General features: G+C 47.9%; 20 protein-coding genes and 1 tRNA gene. 8 read left to right on the plus strand and 13 right to left on the minus strand.

All coding sequences use genetic code 11. From position 1 onward, the window contains the following. Positions 1 to 30: 30 nt before the first annotated feature. Complete coding sequence (locus DXD78_RS11285; protein ID WP_057087770.1) at positions 31 to 1329, minus strand: phenylacetate--CoA ligase family protein; 1299 nt, start codon at positions 1327 to 1329, stop codon at positions 31 to 33. A gap of 116 nt (positions 1330 to 1445) precedes the next feature. On the opposite strand from DXD78_RS11285, the gene uvrB reads away from it, so the two are divergent. The 4 genes from uvrB to DXD78_RS11310 all read left to right on the plus strand — a co-directional run bounded on the left by uvrB (position 1446) and on the right by DXD78_RS11310 (position 11044). Then, positions 1446 to 3506 (plus strand): excinuclease ABC subunit UvrB, encoded by a 2061-nt coding sequence (uvrB, locus tag DXD78_RS11295; protein ID WP_005825363.1) that lies wholly within the window; start codon positions 1446 to 1448, stop codon positions 3504 to 3506. Positions 3507 to 3593: 87 nt separating this feature from the next. Next, positions 3594 to 4649 (plus strand): linear amide C-N hydrolase, encoded by a 1056-nt coding sequence (locus DXD78_RS11300; RefSeq protein WP_057087774.1) that lies wholly within the window; start codon positions 3594 to 3596, stop codon positions 4647 to 4649. A gap of 132 nt (positions 4650 to 4781) precedes the next feature. Continuing rightward, positions 4782 to 8108: an exodeoxyribonuclease V subunit beta gene (locus DXD78_RS11305; protein WP_087332527.1), complete on the plus strand. Its 3327-nt coding sequence runs from the start codon at positions 4782 to 4784 to the stop codon at positions 8106 to 8108. Positions 8109 to 8152: 44 nt separating this feature from the next. Then, positions 8153 to 11044, plus strand: coding sequence for a PD-(D/E)XK nuclease family protein (locus DXD78_RS11310; protein ID WP_117652726.1), 2892 nt, complete (start codon positions 8153 to 8155; stop codon positions 11042 to 11044). Positions 11045 to 11165: 121 nt separating this feature from the next. On the opposite strand, the gene DXD78_RS11315 is transcribed toward DXD78_RS11310, so the two are convergent. The 5 genes from DXD78_RS11315 to DXD78_RS11335 all read right to left on the minus strand — a co-directional run bounded on the left by DXD78_RS11315 (position 11166) and on the right by DXD78_RS11335 (position 15653). Next, a complete protein-coding gene (locus DXD78_RS11315) occupies positions 11166 to 12293 on the minus strand; it encodes a response regulator (protein ID WP_005825374.1) in 1128 nt (375 codons plus the stop codon). A 41-nt stretch (positions 12294 to 12334) separates the two neighbouring features. Beyond that, positions 12335 to 13270 carry a UDP-glucuronic acid decarboxylase family protein gene (locus DXD78_RS11320; RefSeq protein ID WP_005825375.1) on the minus strand — a complete coding sequence of 312 codons (936 nt, stop codon included), beginning with the start codon at positions 13268 to 13270 and terminating at the stop codon, positions 12335 to 12337. A gap of 165 nt (positions 13271 to 13435) precedes the next feature. Then, complete coding sequence (locus tag DXD78_RS11325; RefSeq protein ID WP_005825377.1) at positions 13436 to 13969, minus strand: ParB/RepB/Spo0J family partition protein; 534 nt, start codon at positions 13967 to 13969, stop codon at positions 13436 to 13438. Next, entirely contained in the window at positions 13966 to 15255 is a 1290-nt protein-coding gene (locus tag DXD78_RS11330) for a DUF3440 domain-containing protein (protein WP_005836560.1), read from the minus strand. The genes DXD78_RS11325 and DXD78_RS11330 overlap by 4 nt, the downstream gene beginning before the upstream one ends. Before the next feature lie 2 nt (positions 15256 to 15257). Continuing rightward, positions 15258 to 15653, minus strand: coding sequence for a hypothetical protein (locus DXD78_RS11335; protein WP_005825381.1), 396 nt, complete (start codon positions 15651 to 15653; stop codon positions 15258 to 15260). Positions 15654 to 15845: 192 nt separating this feature from the next. On the opposite strand from DXD78_RS11335, the gene DXD78_RS11340 reads away from it, so the two are divergent. Together DXD78_RS11340 and DXD78_RS11345 are read left to right on the plus strand one after the other, a co-directional pair. Beyond that, a complete protein-coding gene (locus DXD78_RS11340) occupies positions 15846 to 16397 on the plus strand; it encodes a chromate transporter (protein ID WP_005825383.1) in 552 nt (183 codons plus the stop codon). Next, positions 16394 to 16918: a chromate transporter gene (locus DXD78_RS11345; protein WP_005825387.1), complete on the plus strand. Its 525-nt coding sequence runs from the start codon at positions 16394 to 16396 to the stop codon at positions 16916 to 16918. Before DXD78_RS11340 ends, DXD78_RS11345 begins: the two co-directional genes overlap by 4 nt. Here DXD78_RS11345 and fucP read toward each other — a convergent pair. After that, positions 16910 to 18127: an L-fucose:H+ symporter permease gene (gene fucP, locus DXD78_RS11350; protein ID WP_009038620.1), complete on the minus strand. Its 1218-nt coding sequence runs from the start codon at positions 18125 to 18127 to the stop codon at positions 16910 to 16912. The two genes, DXD78_RS11345 and fucP, sit on opposite strands and share 9 nt — an antisense overlap. Before the next feature lie 153 nt (positions 18128 to 18280). Between fucP and DXD78_RS11355 the strand changes: the two genes are divergently transcribed. Together DXD78_RS11355 and DXD78_RS11360 are read left to right on the plus strand one after the other, a co-directional pair. Beyond that, positions 18281 to 19165, plus strand: coding sequence for an AraC family transcriptional regulator (locus DXD78_RS11355; protein WP_005836553.1), 885 nt, complete (start codon positions 18281 to 18283; stop codon positions 19163 to 19165). A gap of 94 nt (positions 19166 to 19259) precedes the next feature. Further along, positions 19260 to 19679, plus strand: a complete 420-nt coding sequence (locus tag DXD78_RS11360) for a pyridoxamine 5'-phosphate oxidase family protein (RefSeq protein ID WP_009038621.1) — start codon at positions 19260 to 19262, stop codon at positions 19677 to 19679. Here DXD78_RS11360 and DXD78_RS11365 read toward each other — a convergent pair. The 6 genes from DXD78_RS11365 to DXD78_RS11390 form a co-directional block, all read right to left on the minus strand. Next, positions 19656 to 20825 (minus strand): MalY/PatB family protein, encoded by a 1170-nt coding sequence (locus DXD78_RS11365; protein WP_009038622.1) that lies wholly within the window; start codon positions 20823 to 20825, stop codon positions 19656 to 19658. The two genes, DXD78_RS11360 and DXD78_RS11365, sit on opposite strands and share 24 nt — an antisense overlap. Continuing rightward, positions 20822 to 21688 (minus strand): DUF3737 family protein, encoded by an 867-nt coding sequence (locus DXD78_RS11370; protein WP_009038623.1) that lies wholly within the window; start codon positions 21686 to 21688, stop codon positions 20822 to 20824. Before DXD78_RS11370 ends, DXD78_RS11365 begins: the two co-directional genes overlap by 4 nt. 16 nt (positions 21689 to 21704) lie before the next feature. Then, complete coding sequence (locus DXD78_RS11375) at positions 21705 to 22268, minus strand: sugar O-acetyltransferase (RefSeq protein WP_009038624.1); 564 nt, start codon at positions 22266 to 22268, stop codon at positions 21705 to 21707. A gap of 195 nt (positions 22269 to 22463) precedes the next feature. Then, positions 22464 to 23279 carry a carboxymuconolactone decarboxylase family protein gene (locus DXD78_RS11380; RefSeq protein ID WP_009038625.1) on the minus strand — a complete coding sequence of 272 codons (816 nt, stop codon included), beginning with the start codon at positions 23277 to 23279 and terminating at the stop codon, positions 22464 to 22466. Positions 23280 to 23290: 11 nt separating this feature from the next. After that, complete coding sequence (locus tag DXD78_RS11385) at positions 23291 to 24286, minus strand: flavin reductase (protein WP_009038626.1); 996 nt, start codon at positions 24284 to 24286, stop codon at positions 23291 to 23293. 283 nt (positions 24287 to 24569) lie between these two features. Continuing rightward, positions 24570 to 24643: transfer RNA gene (locus tag DXD78_RS11390), tRNA-Asp, on the minus strand. Between the last annotated feature and the right edge of the window lie 6 nt (positions 24644 to 24649).

Genomic DNA, 24649 nt, shown 5'->3' on the forward strand with positions numbered 1-24649 from the left:
TTGACGATTTACCATGTACAATTTGGCGATTTACAATTTGCGGTTGTCGATAACGCGCTTGGCTTTACCTACGCTGCGCTCAATACTGCGTGGTTCTACCAAACGGACATCTACGCCGAGACCGAGTACGCTCTGCAGGCGGGCCACAAGCTTCTTCTTCAAAGCCAGCATCTTGTTGATTTCGTCGGAATAGTATTCGGGACGAACTTCAACCTGCAACTCCATGGTATCGGTATTGTTCTTGCGGTCTACCAGCAAGAGGTAGTGAGGCTCGAACTCCGGCATTTCGAGGATAACGGACTCTATCTGCGTGGGGAACACGTTGACACCACGGATAATCAGCATGTCATCACTACGTCCCAAGATGCGGTCCATACGAACCAGTGTACGTCCGCAGGAGCACTTATCGTAGTGCAGGGCGGTGAGGTCCTTGGTACGGTAGCGCAACAGCGGCATCCCCTCTTTGGTAAGGTGAGTGAACACCAATTCGCCGGTCTGACCAGGAGCAACCGGCTCGAGGGTCTTCGGGTCTACAATCTCGGGGAAGTAATGGTCTTCATTGAGGTGGGTACCGTGCTGGCACTCGCATTCGTAACCTACACCGGGACCGGCAATCTCACTAAGCCCATAAATATCAAATGCCTTGATACCCAGCTTGGTTTCAATATCCCGACGCATACTTTCGGTCCATGGCTCGGCGCCGAAGGCTCCCACTTTCAACTTAAACTCTTCACGGGGAAGACCGGAGTCTTTGATGGCATCTGCCAGATAGAGGGCGTATGAGGGCGTGCAGCAAAGTACGGTAGAACCGAAATCATGCATCAGTGTAATCTGCTTCTCCGTATTGCCGCTGGACATCGGGATGACGGAAGCGCCGATATTCTCGGCACCGGCATGCGCACCCAGTCCGCCGGTAAAAAGTCCGTAACCGTAGGACACCTGGAAAATATCCGAGCTACCGGCACCATAGGCGGTAAAGGCCCGTGAAAGGCATTCGGACCATGCTGAAAGGTCTTTTCGGGTATAGCCTACCACAGTGGGTTTTCCGGTTGTGCCGGAAGAGGCATGAATACGCACAATCTGGCTCATAGGTACGGCACAGAGGCCGAAGGGATAATTGTCCCGCAAGTCGTACTTGGTAGTAAAAGGCAGTTTTACAATATCATCTATACTGTTTATGTCATCGGGAGTAACTCCCAGTTCCTGCATTTTCTTACGATAAAAAGGAGTGTCATGATACACACGCTCCACAGTCTTTTTGAGACGAATGCTCTGGATTTTACGAAGGCTTTCGCGATCCATGCATTCGATGCTTTCATTCCAAATCATGTTCTTCGTTGTATTACAATTATTAATGGTTGTTATCAATATAGCTGCAAAGTAAACAAAAAAATTTTGTTTATCTCAAAGATTTTACCGAATATTGCCACTCCTAAGAAGAGAAAATGAACAAATTCGAACTGACATCCGCTTACCAGCCCACCGGTGACCAGCCGGAGGCCATCGCACAGCTGACCGAGGGCGTGCGCGAGGGACTTCCCGCACAGACACTGCTCGGTGTCACCGGGTCCGGAAAGACATTCACCATAGCCAACGTCATCGCCAACATCAACAAGCCAACGCTGATATTGAGCCACAACAAGACGCTGGCTGCCCAGTTGTACAGCGAGTTCAAGGGATTCTTCCCGAACAATGCCGTGGAATACTATGTGTCCTACTACGACTACTATCAGCCCGAAGCCTACCTGCCATCATCGGACACCTATATAGAAAAAGACCTCGCCATCAACGACGAGATAGACAAGTTGCGCCTTGCCGCCACCTCTGCCCTGCTTTCGGGCAGGAAAGATGTAGTGGTGGTATCCTCCGTTTCGTGCATATACGGCATGGGGAATCCGGCGGACTTCTACAACAACGTCATCGAAGTACAGCAAGGCAAGAATTTCAGTCGCAATGTCTTCCTGCGACGCCTGGTGGACAGTCTTTACGTACGCAACGACATTGACCTGAACCGCGGCAATTTCCGCGTGAAAGGCGATACGGTGGACATTTATCTGGCTTACGCCGACAACTTGCTGCGCGTCACCTTTTGGGGAGACGAGGTAGACAGTATTGAGGAAGTGGACCCTATGAGCGGCGTTACCGTCGCCAAGTTCGATGCCTACAAGATTTATCCCGCCAACCTCTTCATGACCACCAAGGAAGCCACGTTGCGTGCCATACACGAAATAGAGGATGACCTTCACAAGCAGGTGCAATGGTTTGAAAACGAAGGCCGCCCATTCGAGGCCAAACGCTTGCAGGAACGGGTGACCTATGATATGGAAATGATACGCGAATTGGGACATTGCTCCGGCATTGAGAATTATTCTCGCTACTTTGACGGGCGTGCTGCCGGTACCCGCCCCTACTGCCTGCTGGACTTCTTCCCCGAAGATTTCCTGATAGTCATTGACGAAAGCCACGTCAGCGTCCCGCAGATACGTGCCATGTACGGAGGTGACCGCGCCCGCAAGATAAACCTGGTGGAGTACGGATTCCGCCTACCGGCTGCCATGGACAACCGCCCGCTGAAATTCGATGAATTCGAAGAGATGGCCAAACAAGTGATTTACGTCAGCGCCACACCGGCAGACTATGAGCTGATGAAATCCGAAGGCATCGTAGTAGAACAAGTCATCCGCCCGACGGGACTGTTAGACCCCATTATTGAGGTGCGTCCCAGCCACAACCAAATAGACGACCTGATGGAAGAAATCCAAGTACGCATCGAGAAGAACGAGCGTACCCTCGTCACCACCCTCACCAAACGAATGGCTGAAGAACTGACGGAATATCTGCTGAACAACAACGTGAAGTGTAATTATATCCACAGCGACGTAGACACTTTGGAACGTGTGAAGATTATGGGTGACTTGCGCGAGGGCGTTTACGATGTACTTGTTGGTGTCAACCTGCTGCGTGAAGGACTCGACCTGCCTGAAGTCTCTCTCGTTGCCATTCTCGATGCAGACAAGGAAGGTTTCCTTCGTTCCCACCGCTCACTGACACAGACTGCCGGACGTGCCGCCCGTAACGTGAACGGTATGGTCATCATGTATGCCGACAAAATAACGGACAGCATGCAACTGACCATCGACGAGACCAACCGCCGTCGCGAGAAGCAGTTGAAGTACAACGAAGAGCACGGCATCACACCACAGCAAATCAAGAAAGCAAAGAACCTCAATGTGTTTGCCACCAACGAGGCTTCCGGCGAAGCCGTCCTCAGCAGCGAGAAGTTCACTTCCAGCACTCCCCGCCCCTATGTGGAACAAGAAAGTACATCTACGATGGCTGCCGACCCTATAGTACAGTACATGAGCCGCAAGCAACTGGAAAAGAGTATCGAACGTACCAAGAAGCTTATGCAGGAGGCTGCCAAGAAACTCGATTTTATCGAAGCCGCACAGTATCGGGACGAGGTGCTGAAGATGGAGGAATTGCTGAAAGAAAAAGACGAGTAAGGGATTTCACCTCTTTTTCTCAAACTATACTCCCCTCCTTTTGTTATTCTATGAAACAGAGTATTAATTCATAAAGACAAAAGCGAGATGAATAAACCAATAAAGACAATAGCTGTTGCACTGGCTGCCATAGCCTCCATGAGTGTGCAACAAACAGAAGCGTGTACCCGAGCCACCTACATCGGTCCTGACAATACAGTCATTACAGGACGTACGATGGACTGGAAAGAAGACCTTATGAGTAACATCTATGTATTCCCACGAGGCATGCAAAGGGCAGGCTACAACAAAGGGAATGCAGTGAACTGGACTTCCAAGTACGGTAGCGTCATTGCCGCCGGTTATGACATAGGTACCTGCGACGGTATGAACGAGAAAGGTCTGGTTGCCAGCCTGCTCTTCCTTCCGGAGTCCGTTTACCACCGCCCGGGAGACAACCGCCCGATTATGGGCATCAGTATCTGGACGCAATACGTACTCGACAATTTTGCAACCGTACGCGAAGCTGTGGATGAACTGAAAAAAGAATCCTTCCGCATTGATGCACCAGACCTGCCCAACGGAGCCGCTTCCACCCTGCATCTGGCCATCACAGATGAAACCGGAAACACGGCTATCCTGGAATACATAGACGGAAACCTTGAGATACATGAAGGCAAGCAGTATCAAGTAATGACCAACTCTCCCAAATATGAACTCCAGCTGGCTATCAACGACTATTGGAAAGAGGTAGGCGGACTGAATATGTTGCCGGGAACCAACCGCTCCAGTGACCGCTTTGTACGCGCATCGTTCTACATCAATGCCATTCCGCAAACAGCGGATGCAAAGATTGCTGTACCCAGTGTATTGAGCGTAATGCGCAATGTTTCTGTACCGTTCGGTATCACCACACCGGACAAGCCCCATATCTCCTCCACCCGTTGGCGTTCTGTATCCGACCAGAAGAACAAAGTATATTATTTTGAGTCCACACTGACCCCTAACTTGTTCTGGCTCGACCTGAAGAAAATCGATTTTAGCCCGAATGCAGGAATCAAGAAACTCTCACTGACAAACGGAGAAATCTATGCCGGAGATGCCATAAAGGATTTGAAAGACAGCAAAGGATTTGTATTTCTTTTCCAGACGCCGGTAATGTAGCACAGCTCCTACACATAGCCCCTCAATAATGGATGCTTCCCACTTCTTTCTATAAGAGAAAGCAGGGAAGCATTTATTTTTCTCATTATTTTTGTGTACGTTTGCAGATACATACTCAATGCAGCAATTTACATGGAATTATTAGTATACAAAGCCTCTGCCGGCTCAGGCAAGACCTTTACGCTGGCTGTGGAATACATCAAGCATTTGATAATCAATCCACGCGCCTACCGGCAGATACTTGCCGTAACCTTCACCAACAAGGCTACGGCAGAGATGAAGGAGCGCATACTGACACAGCTTTACGGTATCTGGAAGGGAGCACCTTCTTCCGAAGCATACTTGGAGAGAATTAAAAATTATAAATTAAAAATTAAAGAAGAAGGCGGGGACAGATTGACGGACGGGGAGATTCGTCAACGGGCCGGCATGGCACTGCAATACATGCTGCATGACTACAGCCGTTTCCGCGTGGAAACCATCGACTCCTTTTTTCAATCTGTGATGCGCAACCTTGCCCGCGAACTGGAACTGAGTCCTAACCTGAACATAGAGCTGAACAACAGTGAAGTGCTGAGTGATGCCGTAGACAGCCTCATCGAGAAGCTTACCCCCACTTCTCCCGTGCTGGCATGGCTCCTGGACTACATCGACGAGCGCATCCGCGACGACAAACGCTGGAACGTATCGAATGAGGTGAAAAGTTTCGGACGAAACATCTTCGATGAAAGCTACATAGAACGCGGCGAAAAACTACGGCAATGCCTTCGTACTCCGAACACGTTGAAACTCTACCGGGATGTGCTGCGCGATATGGAAACCGAGGCTCTGGAACAGATGAAAAGTTTCTACGACCAGTTTGAAGGCGAACTGGAAGGGCATGCCCTCACTCCCGAAGACTTGAAAGGAGGTGCCCGAGGCATCGGCAGTTACTTCCGCAAACTGCGCGACGGCAGACTGTCTAACAAAGATGTGCTGAACGCCACCCTGCAAAACAGCCTGGCAGATGCAAAAAACTGGGCAACGAAAACATCCTCACGGAAGGACGACATCATCTGTCTGGCAAAAACCAGCCTGATACCTCTACTGCAGGAAGCCGAAAGAATGCGTCCGCAACGCAACCGCACCCTGAACAGTTGCCGTCTCTCGCTCCAGCATCTCAACAAACTACAACTCCTCAACCATATTGACGAAGAGGTACGTACACTGAACCGAGAACATAACCGCTTTCTACTTTCGGACACCAACGCCCTGCTGCACAAATTGGTGCGCGAGGGTGACTCTTCGTTCGTCTTCGAGAAAATCGGCGCCAACATACGCAACGTCATGATTGACGAATTCCAGGACACCAGCCGCATGCAATGGGACAACTTCCGCCTGCTGCTGCTCGAAGGACTTTCGCAAGGAGCCGACAGTCTGATTGTGGGAGATGTGAAGCAGTCCATCTACCGCTGGCGGAACGGGGACTGGGGAATACTGAATAGTTTAGGCAATGAAGAATTGAAAATGGAGAATAGAGAATCAAGTTCTCCATTAAACAACTTCCCCGTCCGTGTGGAAACCCTAAAAACAAACCGACGTAGCGAAACTAACATTATCCGTTTCAACAACCAAGTATTTACCGCTGCCATAGACTACCTCAATGCGCTACACCTGAACGAACTGAAAGAGGACTGCCTACCCCTAAAACGCGCTTATGCCGACGTAGTGCAGGAATCGCCCAAGAACACGGAGTACGGCTACGTAAAAGCTGCCTTCCTTGAACCGGACGATGAACACAACTATACAGAGCAGACCCTTCTCGCCTTAGGAGAAGAAGTACAGCGGCTACTGGAAGAGGGCGTAACACTGAATGACATCACCATCCTTGTCCGCAAGAACAAGAATATCCCACCGATAGCCGACTATTTCGACAAAGAACTGCATCTCTCTGTCGTGTCCGACGAAGCTTTCCGTCTGGATGCCTCCCTTGCCATCTGCATGCTGATGGATGCCCTGCGCTGCCTATCGAATCCGGAGAACAGGATTGCGGAGGCTGCACTGATGGAGAATTACAAATTACAAATGACAAATGACGAGCAACCGAAATTCACAACAGCCACTCCCCTTCCCGAAGCCTTTACCTCCCGACGGGAAACGCTGCGCCTGATGCCTTTGTATGAGTTACTGGAAGAACTGTTCAGCATCTTCGGCATGAGCCGCATTGAAAAGCAGGATGCCTACCTCTTCTCCTTCTTCGATGCTGTGACGGAGTATCTGCAAAGCAATTCTTCCGAACTGGACAGCTTCATCCGCTACTGGGACGAAACCCTTTGCAGCAAAACCATCCCCAGCGGTGAGATGGACGGCATACGCATCTTCTCCATCCACAAGTCCAAAGGACTGGAATTCCATACCGTACTGATTCCCTTCTGCGACTGGAAGCTGGAGAACGAAACCAACAACCAGCTGGTGTGGTGCGTCCCACCGGAAGAGCCTTATAATGCCATCAGCTTAGTACCGGTGAACTATTCCACCACCATGGCGGAATCCATATACCGGCAGGACTATCTGCACGAACGTCTTCAGCTGTGGGTGGACAATCTGAATCTGCTGTACGTGGCCTTTACCCGTGCCGGCAAGAATCTCATCCTCTGGAGCCGGAAGGAACAGAAGGGAACCATGTCCGAACTCCTTGCCAACACCCTGCCCCACATAGCCAAAGACGGAGCAGGCAGTTGGGACGAAGAGGCTGCCATATACGAGAACGGCAGGATTTGTCCCTCCTCCGTCCCCGTCTCACAGCATGACGCAGACAACCCTGCTGATGACGAAGCCAAACCTCTATGCTGCGAACGTAAACCTCTATACTGCGAACATAAACCTGAGGTTTATGAACAGCAACCGGTCAACAGACTTTCGCAAAAGCCGGTCAAACTGCCCGTCCACATGGAGAGTATGCTCCACGACATCGAGTTCCGGCAATCCAACCGTTCGGCAGACTTCATAGCAGGAGTAGACGAAGCAGAGTCCAGCTGGCGTTTCATCAACCGGGGACGTTTGCTGCATACCCTATTCTCCGCTATCGAAACCGAAGAAGATATTGACAATGCCATCAGCCAGCTCGTCTTTGAAGGAGTAATTGGACGGAGTGAGACGGAAAAAGAAATACGCGACCTCACCGAACGCGCCTTCTCCCTGCCTCAAGTCAAGGACTGGTATTCGGGGACGTGGCGGCTGTTCAATGAATGCGACATCATCTGGCAGGAGAACGGCGAACTGCGGACACGCCGCCCGGACCGTGTGATGATGCGTGGTGAAGAAATCGTAGTGGTAGACTTCAAGTTCGGAAAGCCGAATAAGAAGTACAACAAGCAAGTACAGAGATACATGCAACTGCTAGTCCGCATGGGGTATGCCGCAGAAAATATACGGGGCTACTTGTGGTATGTAGAGGAGAACAACATAGAACCGGTATAAACTCACTCTCCATCCACTATCAATTATCAATTATCAACTGAATTATGAAAACATTTCTCCAACTGGTCGCCCGCGACCTTTACGCCAAAATAGGAAACGACCTCTCGCGCACCGCCATCGTTTTCCCCAACAAACGTGCCAGTCTGTTCTTCAACGAATATCTGGCAACTGAAACGGACCGCCCTTTGTGGTCGCCTGCCTACGTCAGCATCAGCGAACTGTTCCGGCAACTCTCTCCATTGAAGTCCGGCGACCCTATCCGCCTGGTATGCGAACTGTATAAGGTGTTCCGCGAAGAGACCCGCAGCGAAGAAACTCTGGATGACTTCTACTTCTGGGGAGAACTGCTCATCAGCGATTTCGATGACGTAGACAAAAACCTTGTAGATGCCGACAAACTCTTCAGCAACCTGCAAGAACTGAAGAACATTATGGACGATTACGACTTCCTCGACCAAGAACAAGAAGAAGCCATCCGCCAGTTCTTCCAGAACTTTTCCATAGAAAAGCGCACGGAGCTGAAAGCCAAATTCATCTCCCTCTGGGATAAACTGGGCGACATCTACCGCCACTACCGCCGCAATCTTACAGAACTGGGCATCGCCTACGAAGGCATGATGTACCGCAATGTCATGGAGCAACTCGACACCGACCGACTGCGCTACGACCGCTATGTATTTGTCGGCTTCAACGTGCTGAATAGAGTAGAAACCCGTTTCTTCCAGCTCTTGCAGGATGCCGGGAAAGCAATGTTCTATTGGGATTACGACGTGTTCTACACCCGTCTTCCCCTTGAGCAAAAGCCGCCCTATACCCACGAAGCAGGCGAATTCATCCTCCGCAACCTAAAGCTGTTTCCCAACCAACTGCCCGAAACTTCTTTTGATGTACTGCGGAAACCCAAGAACGTACGCTTTATCTCCGCTTCTACCGAAAATGCACAAGCCCGCTACTTGCCGCAATGGATTAGGGGGAATGAAGAATTAAGAACCCCTTCTTCATTCAAAGACACTGCCGTTGTCCTTTGCAACGAATCCCTACTGCTTCCCGTCCTCCACTCCATTCCGGCAGAGGTAAAGAACGTCAACATCACAATGGGATTTCCCCTTGCCCAAACTCCGGTGTACAGTTTTATCAACGCCCTTGTAGAGCTACAGACTACCGGCTACCATGCAGGTACCGGACGATACATCTACGAAACCGTAATCACGCTGCTGAAACACCCTTACACCCGGCAACTTTCCCCCAATGCCGAAACACTGGAAAAACAGCTTACCCGGGACAACCGCTTCTATCCCCTTCCCTCGGAGCTGAAGCAGGACGCATTCCTTGAACAAGTCTTTACACCACAGAACGGCATCGCCGCCCTATGCAGCTACCTCACCGAACTGCTTCGCGAAGTGGCCGTCCTCTACCGCCAGGAAAAAGACGTGGAAGACATCTTCAACCAGCTGTACCGCGAGTCTCTGTTCAAAAGCTACACCCTCGTCAACCGCCTGCTCAGCCTGATAGAGACCGGCGAATTGAGTGGTGTGCGCACAGACACGCTGAAGCGACTGCTGAACCGCTTGCTTACCTCTGCCAACATTCCCTTCCACGGAGAACCCGCCATCGGCATGCAAGTAATGGGGGTGCTGGAAACGCGTAACCTCGATTTCCGTAACCTCATCATGCTCTCCCTCAACGAAGGGCAATTGCCCAAAGCCGGAGGCGACTCCTCCTTCATTCCCTACAACCTGAGGAAGGCCTTCGGCATGACCACCATAGAACACAAGAATGCCGTCTATGCCTACTACTTCTACCGCCTCATCCAACGGGCAGAAAACGTCACCTTATTATATAACATCTCTTCGGACGGACTGAACCGCGGGGAGATGTCCCGCTTCATGCTGCAATTCCTGGTAGAGTCGCCGCACAACATCTCCCTTGAGTACCTTGAAGCCGGACAATCTCCACAACAAGCCCTGGAAATTGAGATTCACAAGACACCGGAGATGTTGCAACAGATGTTCGACGCCTACGACATCCACCGACGTCCCAAAGCGTTCTTCTCCCCCTCTGCCCTCAATGCCTATCTGGACTGCCGGCTGAAATTCTACTACCGATACGTAGCCGGCCTGAAGGCTCTCGATGAAGTAAGCGCCGAAATAGACTCCGCCCTCTTCGGCACCATCTTCCACCGTTCTGCCGAACTGGTGTACAACGAACTGACAACCAACGGACGGGAAATACGTAAAGAAGACCTGGAACAGTTACTGAAAGACGATGTCCGCCTGCAAGCCTATGTGGACAATGCTTTTAAAGAAAAGTTCTTCCATGTGCCCCTTACGGAGCAACCGGAATATAACGGTACGCAGCTTATCCATTCCAAAGTCATTGCCTCTTACCTGCGCCAGCTTCTGCGCAATGACCTGCAATATGCCCCGTTCCGTATGGAGGGTATGGAACAGGACGTCAGAGAAATGATGGAAATAGATACTCCGCAAGGAAAGCTTGCCTTACAGATAGGCGGTACCATCGACCGCCTGGACAGCAAAGGAGACACGCTACGTATCGTGGACTACAAGACAGGCGGTACTCCCAAGACTCCTGAAAATATAGAACAACTGTTTACTCCCGCCGACAACCGTCCCAACTATATTTTCCAGACGTTTCTGTACGCCGCCATCCTCTGCCGCAAGCAATCGCTGAAGGTAGCCCCTTCCCTACTTTACATCCACCGGGCAGCTTCCGAAAGCTACTCCCCGGTCATCGAAATGGGAGCGCCGCGACAACCCAAGGTACCGGTCAACAACTTCGCTTTCTTCGAAGACGAGTTTCGCGAACGGCTGCACGGACTCCTGCAGGAGATATTCAGCCAAGAAGAAACATTCAGCCAAACAGAGGATACCCGGAAATGTGAATATTGCGATTTCCGCAGTCTGTGTAAGAGATAAAAAAACAGACCATCCGTTCATAAGAAACAGATGGTCTGCACGACCGTAACAGACGGTCTATTTGAGTCTGACGGATGGTCTGTTTTACTTCAACGGACCATCCGTTCTATTTTCTTCGTTATCACTTCTTCACCGGAATAGAGAAGCTGAATATGGAGCCTTCGCCTTCCTTGGAAGTAAACCACAGTTTACCGCCATTCTTCACGACAAAATCCTTGCATAGCAACAAGCCCAGTCCCGAGCCTTCTTCGTTGTTCGTGCCGAACGTGCTGAAATGCGTATCAGTATGCAACAACTTCTTCTGCCCCTCCTCGCTGATGCCACAGCCATAATCCTGGACGCTGACAACTGCCATACCATCTACTTCCTCCATCTTCACCAGTACCTCTGAGTTCTCCTTACTGAACTTAATGGCATTACTCAACAAGTTACGGACCACTGTCTTCAGCATGTCAATATCAGCGTTGACCATCATTTTTTCCGGTTTCATCTCGTGGATTCTTATCTTCTTCAGGCTTGCCACCATACTGAAAATCTCAATGACACCGTCTGTCACTTCGACGAGGTCCACATCCTGATAAACCACGTTCAACTTACCGATTTGACTCTTTGTCCATTTCAGCAGGTTATCCAGCAATGAAAACACATCCTCCGTAGTCTGATTAGCCATCGTCAGAAGCTCGTACATTTCGGCGCCAATTTTCTCAGATGGCAAGTTCAATATCAGCATATTCAGCACCATTTTGATGGATCCCATCGGAGAACGTAAGTCATGGGCAATCACCGAATAAAGCTTGTCACGCCCGGCAATAGTACGTTGCAGTTCTTCCGTCTTACTCAAAATCAACCGTTTGGCAGCTACCAAAGATATTTGGTGGGTAACACGGATAATCAATTCCTCCTTATTGAAAGGCTTAGAGATGAAGTCATTCGCGCCAACCTGAAACCCCTTCACAATATCTGCCGTACTATTCAGTGCGGTCAGAAAGATGATTGGAATATCAGCTGTATTCGGATTTGACTTTAAATGTTGAGCTACTTCAAAACCACTCATGTCCGGCATCATTACGTCAAGCAAAACCAAATCAGGATTTTCCTTTTCCACCTGTTCCAACGCTTGCCGCCCGTTACTTGCAGTAGCAATCGCGAATTTCTCATTTGTCAAAAGCACTTTCAACAATAAAACGTTTGACATCACATCGTCAACGATGAGAATCTTGTATTCGGAAGGATTTATTTCCATGTTCATCTTTCTATATTGTTTTTCCCGTTATCAAAATTACTATTTAGTTAGGAACGATATTCCTTAAAATACTCTATTATATACTGTAAACCCTCTTCCAGCTCTATAGTCGGTTCCCAGCCCAACTTTTCCTTTGCCAGAGTGATGTCCGGCTGACGCTGTTTGGGATCATCATGAGGCAGTGGCTTGAAAATCAGTTTCGACTTGGAATTCGTCAGCCTAATGACCTTTTCCGCCAGTTCCAATATGGAGAATTCATTCGGATTTCCCAAGTTTACCGGACCGATAAAATCGTCCTCCGTGTTCATCATCCGCACCATACCTTCTATACAGTCATCTACATATTGGAAACTTCGCGTCTGATTACCCGAACCGTATATTGTAATATCCTGGTTCTGCAATGCTTGAACCACGAAATTGGAAACCACCCGTCCGTCATTCGGCAACATCCGAGGACCGTACGTATTGAATATACGGATAATCTTGATCCGCACTCCATTCTGGCGGTGATAGTCCATAAACAATGTCTCGGCACAACGCTTCCCTTCATCATAACAAGAACGGAGGCCAATTGGATTTACATTTCCCCAATAACTTTCCACTTGGGGATGAATAACGGGGTCACCGTACACTTCGCTGGTAGAAGCCTGCAATATCTTGGCATTCGTCTTTTTGGCCAGTCCCAGCATATTGATGGCGCCCAATACAGAAGTCTTGATGGTTTTAATGGCATCATATTGGTAGTGGATGGGAGAAGCAGGACAAGCCAGATTATAGATTTCGTCCACATCTGCCTCATAAGGGGTTTCCACATCATGCAGTACAAATTCAAAGCGGGGATTGCTCTTCAGATGAGTGATATTTCCTTCCGAACCGGTGAAAAGATTATCCAGACAAATCACCTGATGCCCGTCGTTTATCAATCGGGTACAAAGATGAGAACCTATAAAACCAGCACCGCCACTAACCAAAATTTTCTTCATGTAATGTTTTTTATAGTGCCTTAAAGCACATAGGACCTATTCTGTTTGTTTTGATGCTGACAAATGTAGGCGATTTGACTAAATTATGCAAGTTTGCAACGAAATATTTCACTTGTTAATGAATATAAAGAGGCAGATTAAAAAATCCACCCCTGAAATATTCATTTATTTATCCGCCACATACTCTTCTTTCTTATCCGGAATGCTGAAGTTCTTGTTCGCAAACAAGTCTGCCAGACCCGAAATTTGCTTTAAACGCAACACTTCGTCGCGATCCATTCCGATATTCTTCATTATCCATTCATCAGACATACCGGCTCTGTCCAATTCCGCAACAATATGGCACATCAACTCGATATTATGCGTACCACGGGCACGATTATGACGGATAGTGGACGCCATACGGTTGGAAAGTTCCTTGTCAATCACGACCACGGGAAGCAACCCGTTTTCGCGCTGATAAATTCTTTTGGATGTCTTCAACACCTGATAACGGTGGTAACCGTCCACCAGGATGTAGTTATCCTCTTCCTCATCATAGTAACAGACACAAGGCATGGTGAAACCATCTTCCCAGATGGAAAGCTCCAGAAGCTTCATTTCGGGCGGTGCCACTACATTCGGATTGTAATCGTTTGCTTGTATTTTCTCTATTGGAATTGCCCTTACGTTATATACCGGACTTTTATCTACGCTCATAACATCATATTTTTGAATTGTTCCATTATCTTGTCTCTTTTGTATGCCTCTTCCTTGTTCAAGGCAAAACCCATGTACTTGCAGGCATGGTCATTCTTCAGGATGCATATGCACATCCGCTTATAAGTGGGAATTTCCCGGAATTCCGCGATGTCAATATCATCCAGATAATCCATGCGCACCGGCTTCTTGTTTGTCTTGTAATTCGTGATATTTATCACTTCAATGGACACTCCTGCATCCCTCAGCTTCTGGATGGTCTCGTCAGCCAGACACCCCCCTTTTGTACGCCAGAATTCAATGCTGACGGTAAGCTTTTTCAAGTAGTTCCTCCGGGTCTCTTCCGGCAAGGTGGAAAGCAGGAACTGCATAAAGCCTTTCCACGTATACCCTTCGGGCAGTCGGACCGTCTGCCACCCCATAGCACGCGTCCCTCCGTAAATACCGGTAAAGTTCACCCCGTTGACCCGCCCTATCATTCTTCCCCAAGTATTCGGGTCGATGACACGATACAGCTTCAGGCTCTCTTGTGCCTCACAAAGAAAAGGGCTTGCCACACGCTGGCGTTCGATATTGACTCCGGCTTTATAATATAGGTCATACAAATGGTTATAGTCAAAGCCGAATTTGCCATTGGCCGTCCAGATATCCGTCGTCTTCCAATCATAAATGGGATAAGCATTGAAAATGTCATTGCCTATCTTCGAGGTCCAGCGGTAATTGTGGTACATCTGATACTTCCGGTTCAGATGGATGCTGCGCCAGCGGTTAAAACTCTCTTGCGTACGGATGCCTATGAGAAAGCAGGCACGCACTCCATCCTTCTTCTCATGCAGCCATTTGGCAAAGTGCATCTGGAACTCATAATCCCACATTTCGGGAGTGTAGAAAGGAAACGTCTCTTTAGTGAGGCAGCCTTTCGGCATCTTCCTTACCCAAATGTCCTCCAAATCCTCCTGCCACGGACGCCAGTAACTCTGGTACATCGACGTACAAGTCGTTACACGGAAAGGCACACAAACACGATACACCTCCAATATATCCTTATTCGCCTCCAATACCCGGTCCACATAATCAATGGTCATGCTGTACTGTATCTCATAGTCCATATGGAATACACACAGTTTACGGTTCAGCCGGTTCCGGCGGATATAGTCTATGCACAAATTCAGCAACACTCCACTATCTTTTCCTCCCGAAAAAGAGACGCATATCGTGTCAAATTCCCTAAAAATCACATCAAGACGTTCTTGCGCCAGTTCATACACATTTTTGGGTGTAGCCATAATTATCTGTTTTTCTTCATTTTCACATAACGGGTCCATACCTTGTCTTCCAAAAAGCCCAGCTCGCTGAAGACATCCCTATCTTCAACAAAGCTAACAGCCGTCAGACTACTCTCCTCGCCCTGCTTCTCAAGTACCTTTTCCAGAAGCAATTTTAGCGTGTCAACATTCCTTTCCTTAATATAATAGTTGTTGATGACACATTCATACTTCTTGTGCTCCACCGGCACAAAACCTACAACATGTTTATTATCCAGAGCAACAAACCACTCGTACTCTTCCGATGTCCGGAAAGGGTAATTGTAGTTCTGTTTCAGCACTTCCGGGCTCATAACCAAAGGGGCTACAAGCTCGTACAGCTTTTTATCCGTACCATGTAATTGCACTATCTGTATCATATCTACATTTATATTATTTGTAATTACGTGTTAAAGATAAAGCTTATTTACGACGGAATATTCTCCTTTTAAATAGATTTAAGAATATAGCCCTGTAATATAAAATATTAATAAATAAATATTATCCCCCTAATTTGTATATGTTGATTAATTTGGGTTTCTTTGCAAAAGAAAGTCACCCGAAGAGAAATAATGAAATATTTACTGCTTTTTATGACCTTTGCCAAGATAGGAATGTTCACTATCGGTGGCGGATACGCTATGATACCTCTCATTGAACGGGAAATCGTAAAAAAGAGATGGATGAGTAAAGAAGATTTCATGGAAATGTTTGCGTTGACCCAGTCACTTCCCGGTGTTTTTGCTGTCAATATATCCATATTCGTCGGCTACAAGCTGCATAAAGTAAAAGGTAGCCTGGTGTGTGCACTTGCCACAATCCTCCCCTCTTTTGTCATCATGATGCTGATAGCCATGTTCTTCGCTCATTTTCAGGACAACCAGGTGATGATACGCATCTTTAACGGTATCCGTCCGGCAGTAGTCGCACTGATTGTGATACCCTGCATTTCGGCTGCACGGGCACTGAAGCTGAAGTATTGGCAACTGGTGCTTCCAGCCATCGCCACCATACTCATCTGGCAATTCGGGCTATCCCCCGTATACATTGTCCTTGCAGGAATTGCAGGAGGAATGCTCTATACATTATGGTTAAAAGATAAACTGAGAAAATTACAGATATGATTTATTGGCAGCTGATATTGGTATATCTAAAAATCGGAATGTTCGGTTTCGGAGGCGGTTACGCCATGTTGTCCCTCATCCAATATGAGGTGGTGGACCACCATCACTGGCTCACCCTGCAACAATTCACGGACGTAGTGGCCATCTCGCAGATGACGCCTGGTCCGATAGGCATCAACAGTGCCACCTATGTGGGCTATGCAGTTACTCAAAGCGTGTGGGGAGCTGTCGTGACCACCATTGCAGTATGTCTTCCCTCGTTCATCCTGGTATTGCTCATCTCTTACTTCTTCGTGAAATGCAAGGACAACAAATACATCAAGGCGGCAATGTCGGGACTGCTGCCCATGTCCGTATCATTGATAGCTGCTGCTGCCCTATTGCTGATGAACAAGGAAAATTTCATAGATTACAAAAGCATACTTATCTTTGCAGCCGCTTTCGGCGTGACGTGGAAGTGGAACCTCCACCCTATCTTACTGATAATCCTTGCCGGAGTCGCAGGCTTCCTTCTATATTGAAGAAGCGGTAGAGACGGACACCATCTTGCGGGCATATGCCCACACCACGCAATAGGCAACCAGCGGTACGATGAACGCCCACACCATCGTCGTATGGTCTGCCACCAGTCCCATCAACAGCGGACCTACCACGCCTCCCACGGGAGACATCATCAGGAAAGAGGAAGCCCTCTTGGTATGGTTGCCCAGCCCGCGCAAGGAAAGTGCAAAAATCGTGGGAAACATAATAGCCTCAAATGCATATCCGCACAACAGAGCTGCAAGCGACACCATTCCTACATCCAGCAACACCAACAAGGTAGTCATCACAGTGCCCGTAGCACAAACCAGCAACATCTTCTCGGCACGCACACGTCCCATAATCCAGCTACCGGCAAAACGTCCTAACATAAATAATCCCAGTCCACCGAAAGAAAGCACTACGGAAGCTTCGCGGGCATTCATCCAATTCTGCTCCACCACGTAGTTGATGAAGAAGCTGTTGATGGAAATCTCGCCGACCTCATAGGCAAACAAGGCTATCAGCCCGAAAATGAAAAGCCGGTGTGACCACAATCCGACCTTATTACCAGCTTCGTCCACCTCCACACTATGTTCAATCTCGGGCAACTTGATTCTTGAAAAGACCAACGCTACCAGCAACACAATTACCCCCATGCAGATATAGGGCAATGCGACATTACCCGAGCCCGTCTGCCCATCCTTCGAGAAGAGCAGCAGTCCAGCCAGTACCGGTGCACAGATACATCCCAGACCGTTGAAGGATTGCGCGAAATTCAGCCGACTGGCAGCAGTTTCCTTTGCGCCCAATTCTGTGGCATAAGGATTGGCGGCAGTTTCAAGAAACGTCAGTCCACAGCCTATCACGAACAATGCAAACAAGAAAAGATTAAAAGACAGATAATGCTGCCCGGGGATAAAGAGCAGCGAACCGATGCCGTAGAGCAACAGACCGAATACCACACCCCGGCGGTATCCGAAGCGACTGATGAAAAGTCCTGCAGGAATGGCCATAATGAAGTATCCCATATACATCGTCATCTGTATAAAGGCCGAATGTGTCTTCGTGATATCCAGTATCTCTTGAAAGTGCTTGTTCAGTACATTCAGAATGGCATGGGCAAATCCCCACAAAAAGAAAAGAGAGGTAATCAAAATGAAGGGCACAAGGTATTGTCTGCCCACCAATGGTATTCGTTTCTGTTTCATAATATGATAATTCCAGACAATCGTTGCAAGGCGATTGATAATTGCGGGTGCAAAGATAAACAAAACTCCCGGTCTTTACCCAACATTTTCCTATTCGCTATTGTACGGAGCAGCTTTTTCTCTAACTTTACTGCCATCATACAATGTTAAGCCATGAAAAATGCCATCCCACGATACAATTTCTACAAAACTAAGTACGGAAGCGAACTTCTGATAGATGTCGTTGATTTGCAGTATACCCGGAAATTCTTGACCCAGGGAAAAGTACATATTCTGACCTACTATGACATCACCTTCATCACAGAAGGAGAAGGAGAATTCACTATCGGTAACCGGACACACTTGGCAGCTCCCGGTGATGTATTCTTCTCCAAACCAGGTGAGGTGCGCAGTTGGGACACAGACCGTATCGGCAACGGTCATGCTCTAATTTTTGAGGATACCTTTTTGACCTCTTTCTTCAAAGACCCACTATTCGTGCAGCACCTCCCGTTCTTCCGAATGGGAAAAATGGTAGACAAACTCCAACTGCCGAACGGGCTCTATGCACGAATACTCCAACTTCTGCACGACATAAAGGTCGAAATCGACTCTTTCCACCCACACGATACGGGCATATTACGCGCCTTACTTTACGAAGTCCTCATGCTACTCAACCGTGCCTACCGCACCTCTATCCCTCCGGAGACGGGTAAGGAGCCACATAAAGATATCAGCAGCTTCCACCTCAGCCGATTCTTCGAATTGGTTGGGGAGCACTTCCGGGAGCAGCATTCTGTACAATTCTATGCCGATAAACTATGCATCACTCCCAACTATCTGAACGAAATCCTCTCTTCGGCCATAAACATCAACGCCAAGCAGTACATACTCAACAAGGTTACAGACGAAGCCCAGCGTCTGCTCACCTACACCGACCTCCCCATTTCAGAAATAGCCTCCGAACTCCATTTCTCAACCGTCTCCTACTTTGTACGTAGTTTCCGACAATGTATAGGGTATACTCCCCTCGCCTACCGGAAAATGGAGAAACCGTGAAAAGTGACATATCCTCCTTCTTTTTTATTGTACAAAAGTTCCACTTACCGGCTATCTTTGCCCTTGAAACAATAACCCATAAAAAAAACAAACAATGAGAGATGCAGAAAAAACAGTAGGAAACATGATTGACAAGGAAAAAACCATCTTTGTCGGTTCGGTGGATGCCGAAGGCTTTCCCAACATCAAGGCCATGTTGCAAACCCGCAAAAGGGAAGGGCTCAAACACATTTACCTATCAACGAACACCTCGTCGATGCGCGTTTCGCAATTTCTCAAAAATAACCGGGCATGCCTTTACGTCTGCAACACACGCTTCTTCAAGGGCGTAATGCTGCGCGGCACGATGGAGATACTGACGGACAGCACCAGTAAGGAAATGATATGGCAGGAAGGCGACACTATGTACTACCCCGAAGGAGTGACTGATCCCGATTATTGTGTCCTGAAGTTCACCGCCTTCGCCGGTAGGTATTACAGCGGATTTAAATCAGAAGACTTCACGATAGAATAAACGGGCCATCCGTTCCAGTCCATCAGCAAGCAGAGCCCGGGGACAAGCGATATTCAGCCGGATAAAGCCCTCTCCACCGGGACCGTACATCGTACCGGAATTGACCATCAGATGCTGTTGTTCTTGCAAACGCAAGGCGACAACATCTGAGCTGATACCGGAAGCACGGCAGTCTATCCAAACCAAATAAGTTCCTTCGAGTGGCAGCACGGGATATTGTGGTAACCGTTCCTTGAAAAAGCAGCAGAGGTATTCGTAATTCCCCCGCAGATATTTCCGCAAGGCATCGAGCCATTCCCCACCTTCGTTGTAAGCTGCCATTGTGGCGATTACGCCGAACGGATTGACGTCGCATACCTCGTTGATGTTAATGGCTCTGTCAATACGGCGGCGCACCTCTTCATCGGCTGCGATGATATTGGCGATTTGCAACCCGGCAAGGTTGAACGCCTTACTCAGCGAAACGCAAGTGACGGAATTTTGCAAAAAGCGTTCGGACAAGGAGGCAAAGGGTGTGTAGTCATATCCTTCGTAAGTCAGTTCACAATGAATCTCATCCGCCACGACAAACACCTCATTCCGTAAACCAATATCACCTATATGCTGCAGTTCTTCCGGAGTCCAGACCCGTCCGACCGGATTGTGAGGATTGCACAGCAGCAGGATTTTTGCTTTCGGATCGGAAGCTTTCCTTTCAAGATCGGCAAAGTCGATTACGTAGCGGCCATCCTGATAAACGAGATTATTGGCAAACAACTCGCATCCGTCATTACGGATAGATGAGTAGAAACAATTATAGGCAGGAGTCTGAACGATGACTTTATCACCCGGCATGGCCAAGGCTTTGATAATGGCTGACAGAGCCGGCACGACACCACTCGTATAGATAATCCACCGGGAATCAACCTGCCAGCGATGCCGGTCATCGAACCACCGGACAACCGCATCATAATAGGCTTCGGGTACTTTTGTATAACCGAAAATACCGTGCGCCACCCGCTTTTGTAAGGCATCGATAATAGCGGGTGCTGTACGAAAATCCATATCCGCCACCCACATGGGCAGTACATTCTCCTCTTCGGGAGTATCCCATTTATAAGAATTCGTCCCGCGACGCGAGATGATTGTATCGAAATCGTATTTCATAATTTATAAATCCAGTTACCATCCCAAAGCCTCAACTCACAATCGGCAGGCGCCTTTATATTTTCGTCGAGAATGATTTCCCCATAGCTTTCGGCAGTGATACAGCCTGTCCGTGGATTCTTCACCCCGCCTATTGTTCCTTTGATGGTTGCCTGCACCGAACTATATTCAAAAGCCCGGTCGCAGTCGGGACCAAAGGTGCAATTCTCCAGTACGAGGTCGTGGGCATAGCAGAGCGGTTGCTCACCGGTTATATGGCAATTCACCAACCGGAGATTGTGCGAATGCCAGCCGAGATATTCGCCGTTGAGTTCAGAATCGTAGATTGTCACATTCTCCACCTCCCAGAAGGCATCCTTCGTAGTGATTTTGGCATTGCGCAACTCCACATTCTTCACATACTGGAAAACGTACTTGCTGTCGCTTTCCAATCCGTCTATGCGGATGTCGCTGCTGAACATGAACGGATAAGTTCCTCCATGCAGTTTCAGATTTTTGATATTCAGATTTTTACAACGCCAGAACACCTCATTGGCATCGTTTATCTCTACATTCTCTATTTCGATGTCATGCATCTCGCGAAACATTTTGGGTGCATCGATACGCGTATCAGTCATTTTCAGATGGTCGGAATACCACAGTGCCGAACGCCCGCCGACATCGAAAAAACAACGGTCGATAACAAATCCGTGAACATGCCAGAAGGGATAATTTCCTTCGAACCGACAATCAACAGCTTCGATGTTGCTGCATTCCTTGATGGCTGATTCTCCAGCACGGATAACTACATTCTCCATACGTAAGTCATGCAATTCGAACAAAGGTCTTTCTCCGCCAAATGCTGTATTTGATATTATTTTCATCTTGTTTTCAATTTTATTATTCTATTCTCTTTATCAATTTTGCGGGGACACCACCTACTATTGTATTTGCTTCCACATCTTTCGTCACGACCGCTCCAGCTCCCACCACAGCATTGTCACCAATTGTCACTCCTTGAAGAATCGTTGAATTAGAACCTACCCAGACATTCTTGCCTAGTACAATTGGTGCCGGATAGGTAGTTTGGCGTTCAGCCGGAGGCAAACCATGATTGAGCGTTGCAAAGACTACATTATGCCCAATTTGGCATCCGTCGCCGATTATCACACCACCATGGTCTTGAAAATGACAGCAGGCATTAATAAATACGCCTTCGCCCACTGTTATATTCTTCCCGAAATCGGCATAAAACGGCGGAAATACCCGGAACGATGACGGAACTTGATAACCGAACAATTCGGATAGCAACTCACGTACTTCGTCCGGCGTATAGTATGCGGTGTTCAGCCGGAAAGTGATACGCCTGGCTTCACTGCTCATTTCGTCCATAAAACGGTGTATCTCCTCCGTATTAAGCGCTTGACGCGTCTTTACATATTCTTTAAATTCGTTCGTAGTCATAATTTCTCCTATTTAATTTTTATTACCAAATTAATGATAATGCAAAAATAGGCGGTATCCGTCATATGCCGTGTAGATAAATCCCCGGTATCTATACCCAAATTACGGATTATGCTGTCCCCTCCAGCTACTAAATCATAGCTCCATAAAACAAAAACTCCCGTAATCGCTTGAATTACGGGAGTGTGGGTGGTGTTATTTAAGTTTATCGTATTCTTCATCCGTCACCGGCTCTAGCCATTCATTAGAAGTATCCTCACCGGGAACTTCGAAAGCAAGATGGGCAAACCAACCATCAGAAGCAGCACCGTGCCAATGCTTCACATTTGCAGGGATATGGATAACCGTACCGGGTAGAATCTCTACTACCGGCTTGCCTTCTTCTTGATACCACCCACGACCGGCAACACCGATAAGCATCTGTCCACCGCCTTTAGTAGCACGGTGTATGTGCCAGTTATTGCGGCAACGAGGCTCGAAAGTGACGTTAGAGACGGAAACCTGCTCACGTGAAACGGGAGCAAGATAGCTGTTACCTATGAAGTACTGTGCGTATGCTGTGTTCGGTTCTCCAATGGGGAAAATCATTTCACGCTGGAACGCGGCTTTGGTATCTTCACCGGCGGTGTCCTCTGCCCATACGCCTTTGGCCAGATTAAACGCTGCCCACGCTTTGGGCCAACCGGCATAGAATCCGATATGGGTGATGATTTCAGCAATCTCCGTACGGGTGATGCCGTTCTTTTTTGCCGACTGAAGGTGGAACACGAGCGAATTATCCGTGATTCCTTGACTGATAAGAGAAGTTATAGTTACCAAACTACGGTCACGCAGACCGAGTTTGTCGGTGCGGCTCCAGACCTCGCCAAAGAGGACATCGTCGTTTAGTTCCGCAAATTTAGGAGCAAACTCACCCAACTGGGTGCGTCCTGCTGTCTGTACTATCTTTTCTTGTGCCATAACATTGAGTGTTAAAATGCTGAATACTGAAATTAAAAAAATCTTGTTCATAGTCGTTCTATTTATTGCATGAAGTTATTGAGCTTGTTAGCCGGATTAAGTGGCGTCTGGTCAGACAAGACCAATGATTTGACCATGTGCAACGTTCCTTGCTTGTATTTCTGAAAGTGTTCTGATGCAATATGTTTTTCATAAGCCGCATGGCTCGCATAGGTTTCGAGAATAGTCACCTTACAGGGATTCTCCTTCTCGCCGACCGCATACATAGTCAGTACGCCCGATTCGGTACGCAGAGAGATTTCGCCTACTTCGGTTGCGTATTTCATATACTCGTCGAGATACTGCGGATAAACCTCGATTTTCGACAACCGCACGATACCGTCAGCACTCATCGGCTCTTTGGCGCACATACCCGGCTGCTTATCCAGATTCAGGCATTTGCCGATAATCTCTCCCGTGGCAAGGTAGGAATAGGTCGGAAATTCAAACAATACGGGTTTCAGCTTCGTATAGTCAAGTTTCCCGTTATTATCAAGCACTTCAGGAGCAGCGTATGTATTGACTATCGCACAAATGAAATTGTCGAAACCTTCAGTTTCATAGATGTCTACCACCTCACACTCCATGGTGAGGGGTGATGCGTCTATAACGGGGGTACCGTTTTCGCCAATATGGTAGGCAAACACCTCCGACTTATCGACCGTCGCACCGCTTACACTTCCCACATAGTCAGCTTTCGGCAATATTTCACGACTCACTAGATTGACGGAAAGTCGTTTTGAGTCCTTTATCCCTTGATTAGTGTAATGGCTTTTACTCATGCTGATGAGTATCCGCTCATGTCCAATAACACCCGTATGCCCTACCACTAGCCAGTTTACTTTCCCTTCAACCTCCGCCCCAACAACCGTCATCGGCTTGGGATAGAGCGCCAACAGATTTCCGAGATTTTTCTTGTTCGTTTCCATTATATTGGGTTGAACGGTGTTCTCCTTTACGGGAATACTGCACGACATTATGACAAGCAGTGACAGAACTCCTAAAATTGTTTTTGCCATACGCTATATTACTCTATTTTTCTTGTTAAACTTCTGATGACAAAGGTACCGCGATAGCACAAGCGAAGGTGTATATGATTTACGGATATTTGTACCCGAATTCCCGATTATACCGCAAGAAAGTTCAAGTTCATCAGATGAGTATAGTAAGACTGGCAGAAATCCCACGAATAATCCCACGCATGATTTTTTTTTAATCGTTATTCTTGCCGATACAGAAAACAAAAAAAACTCTGAAATCCTTGAATTTCAGAGCTTTGCTTTAATTTATTATTTACTTTCGCGGTGCGTACGGGACTCGAACCCGTGACCCCATGCGTGACAGGCATGTATTCTAACCAACTGAACTAACGCACCATTATT

Origin of the sequence: Bacteroides sp. D20, assembly GCF_003436255.1 — a bacterium.
Lineage (GTDB): Bacteria > Bacteroidota > Bacteroidia > Bacteroidales > Bacteroidaceae > Bacteroides > Bacteroides uniformis.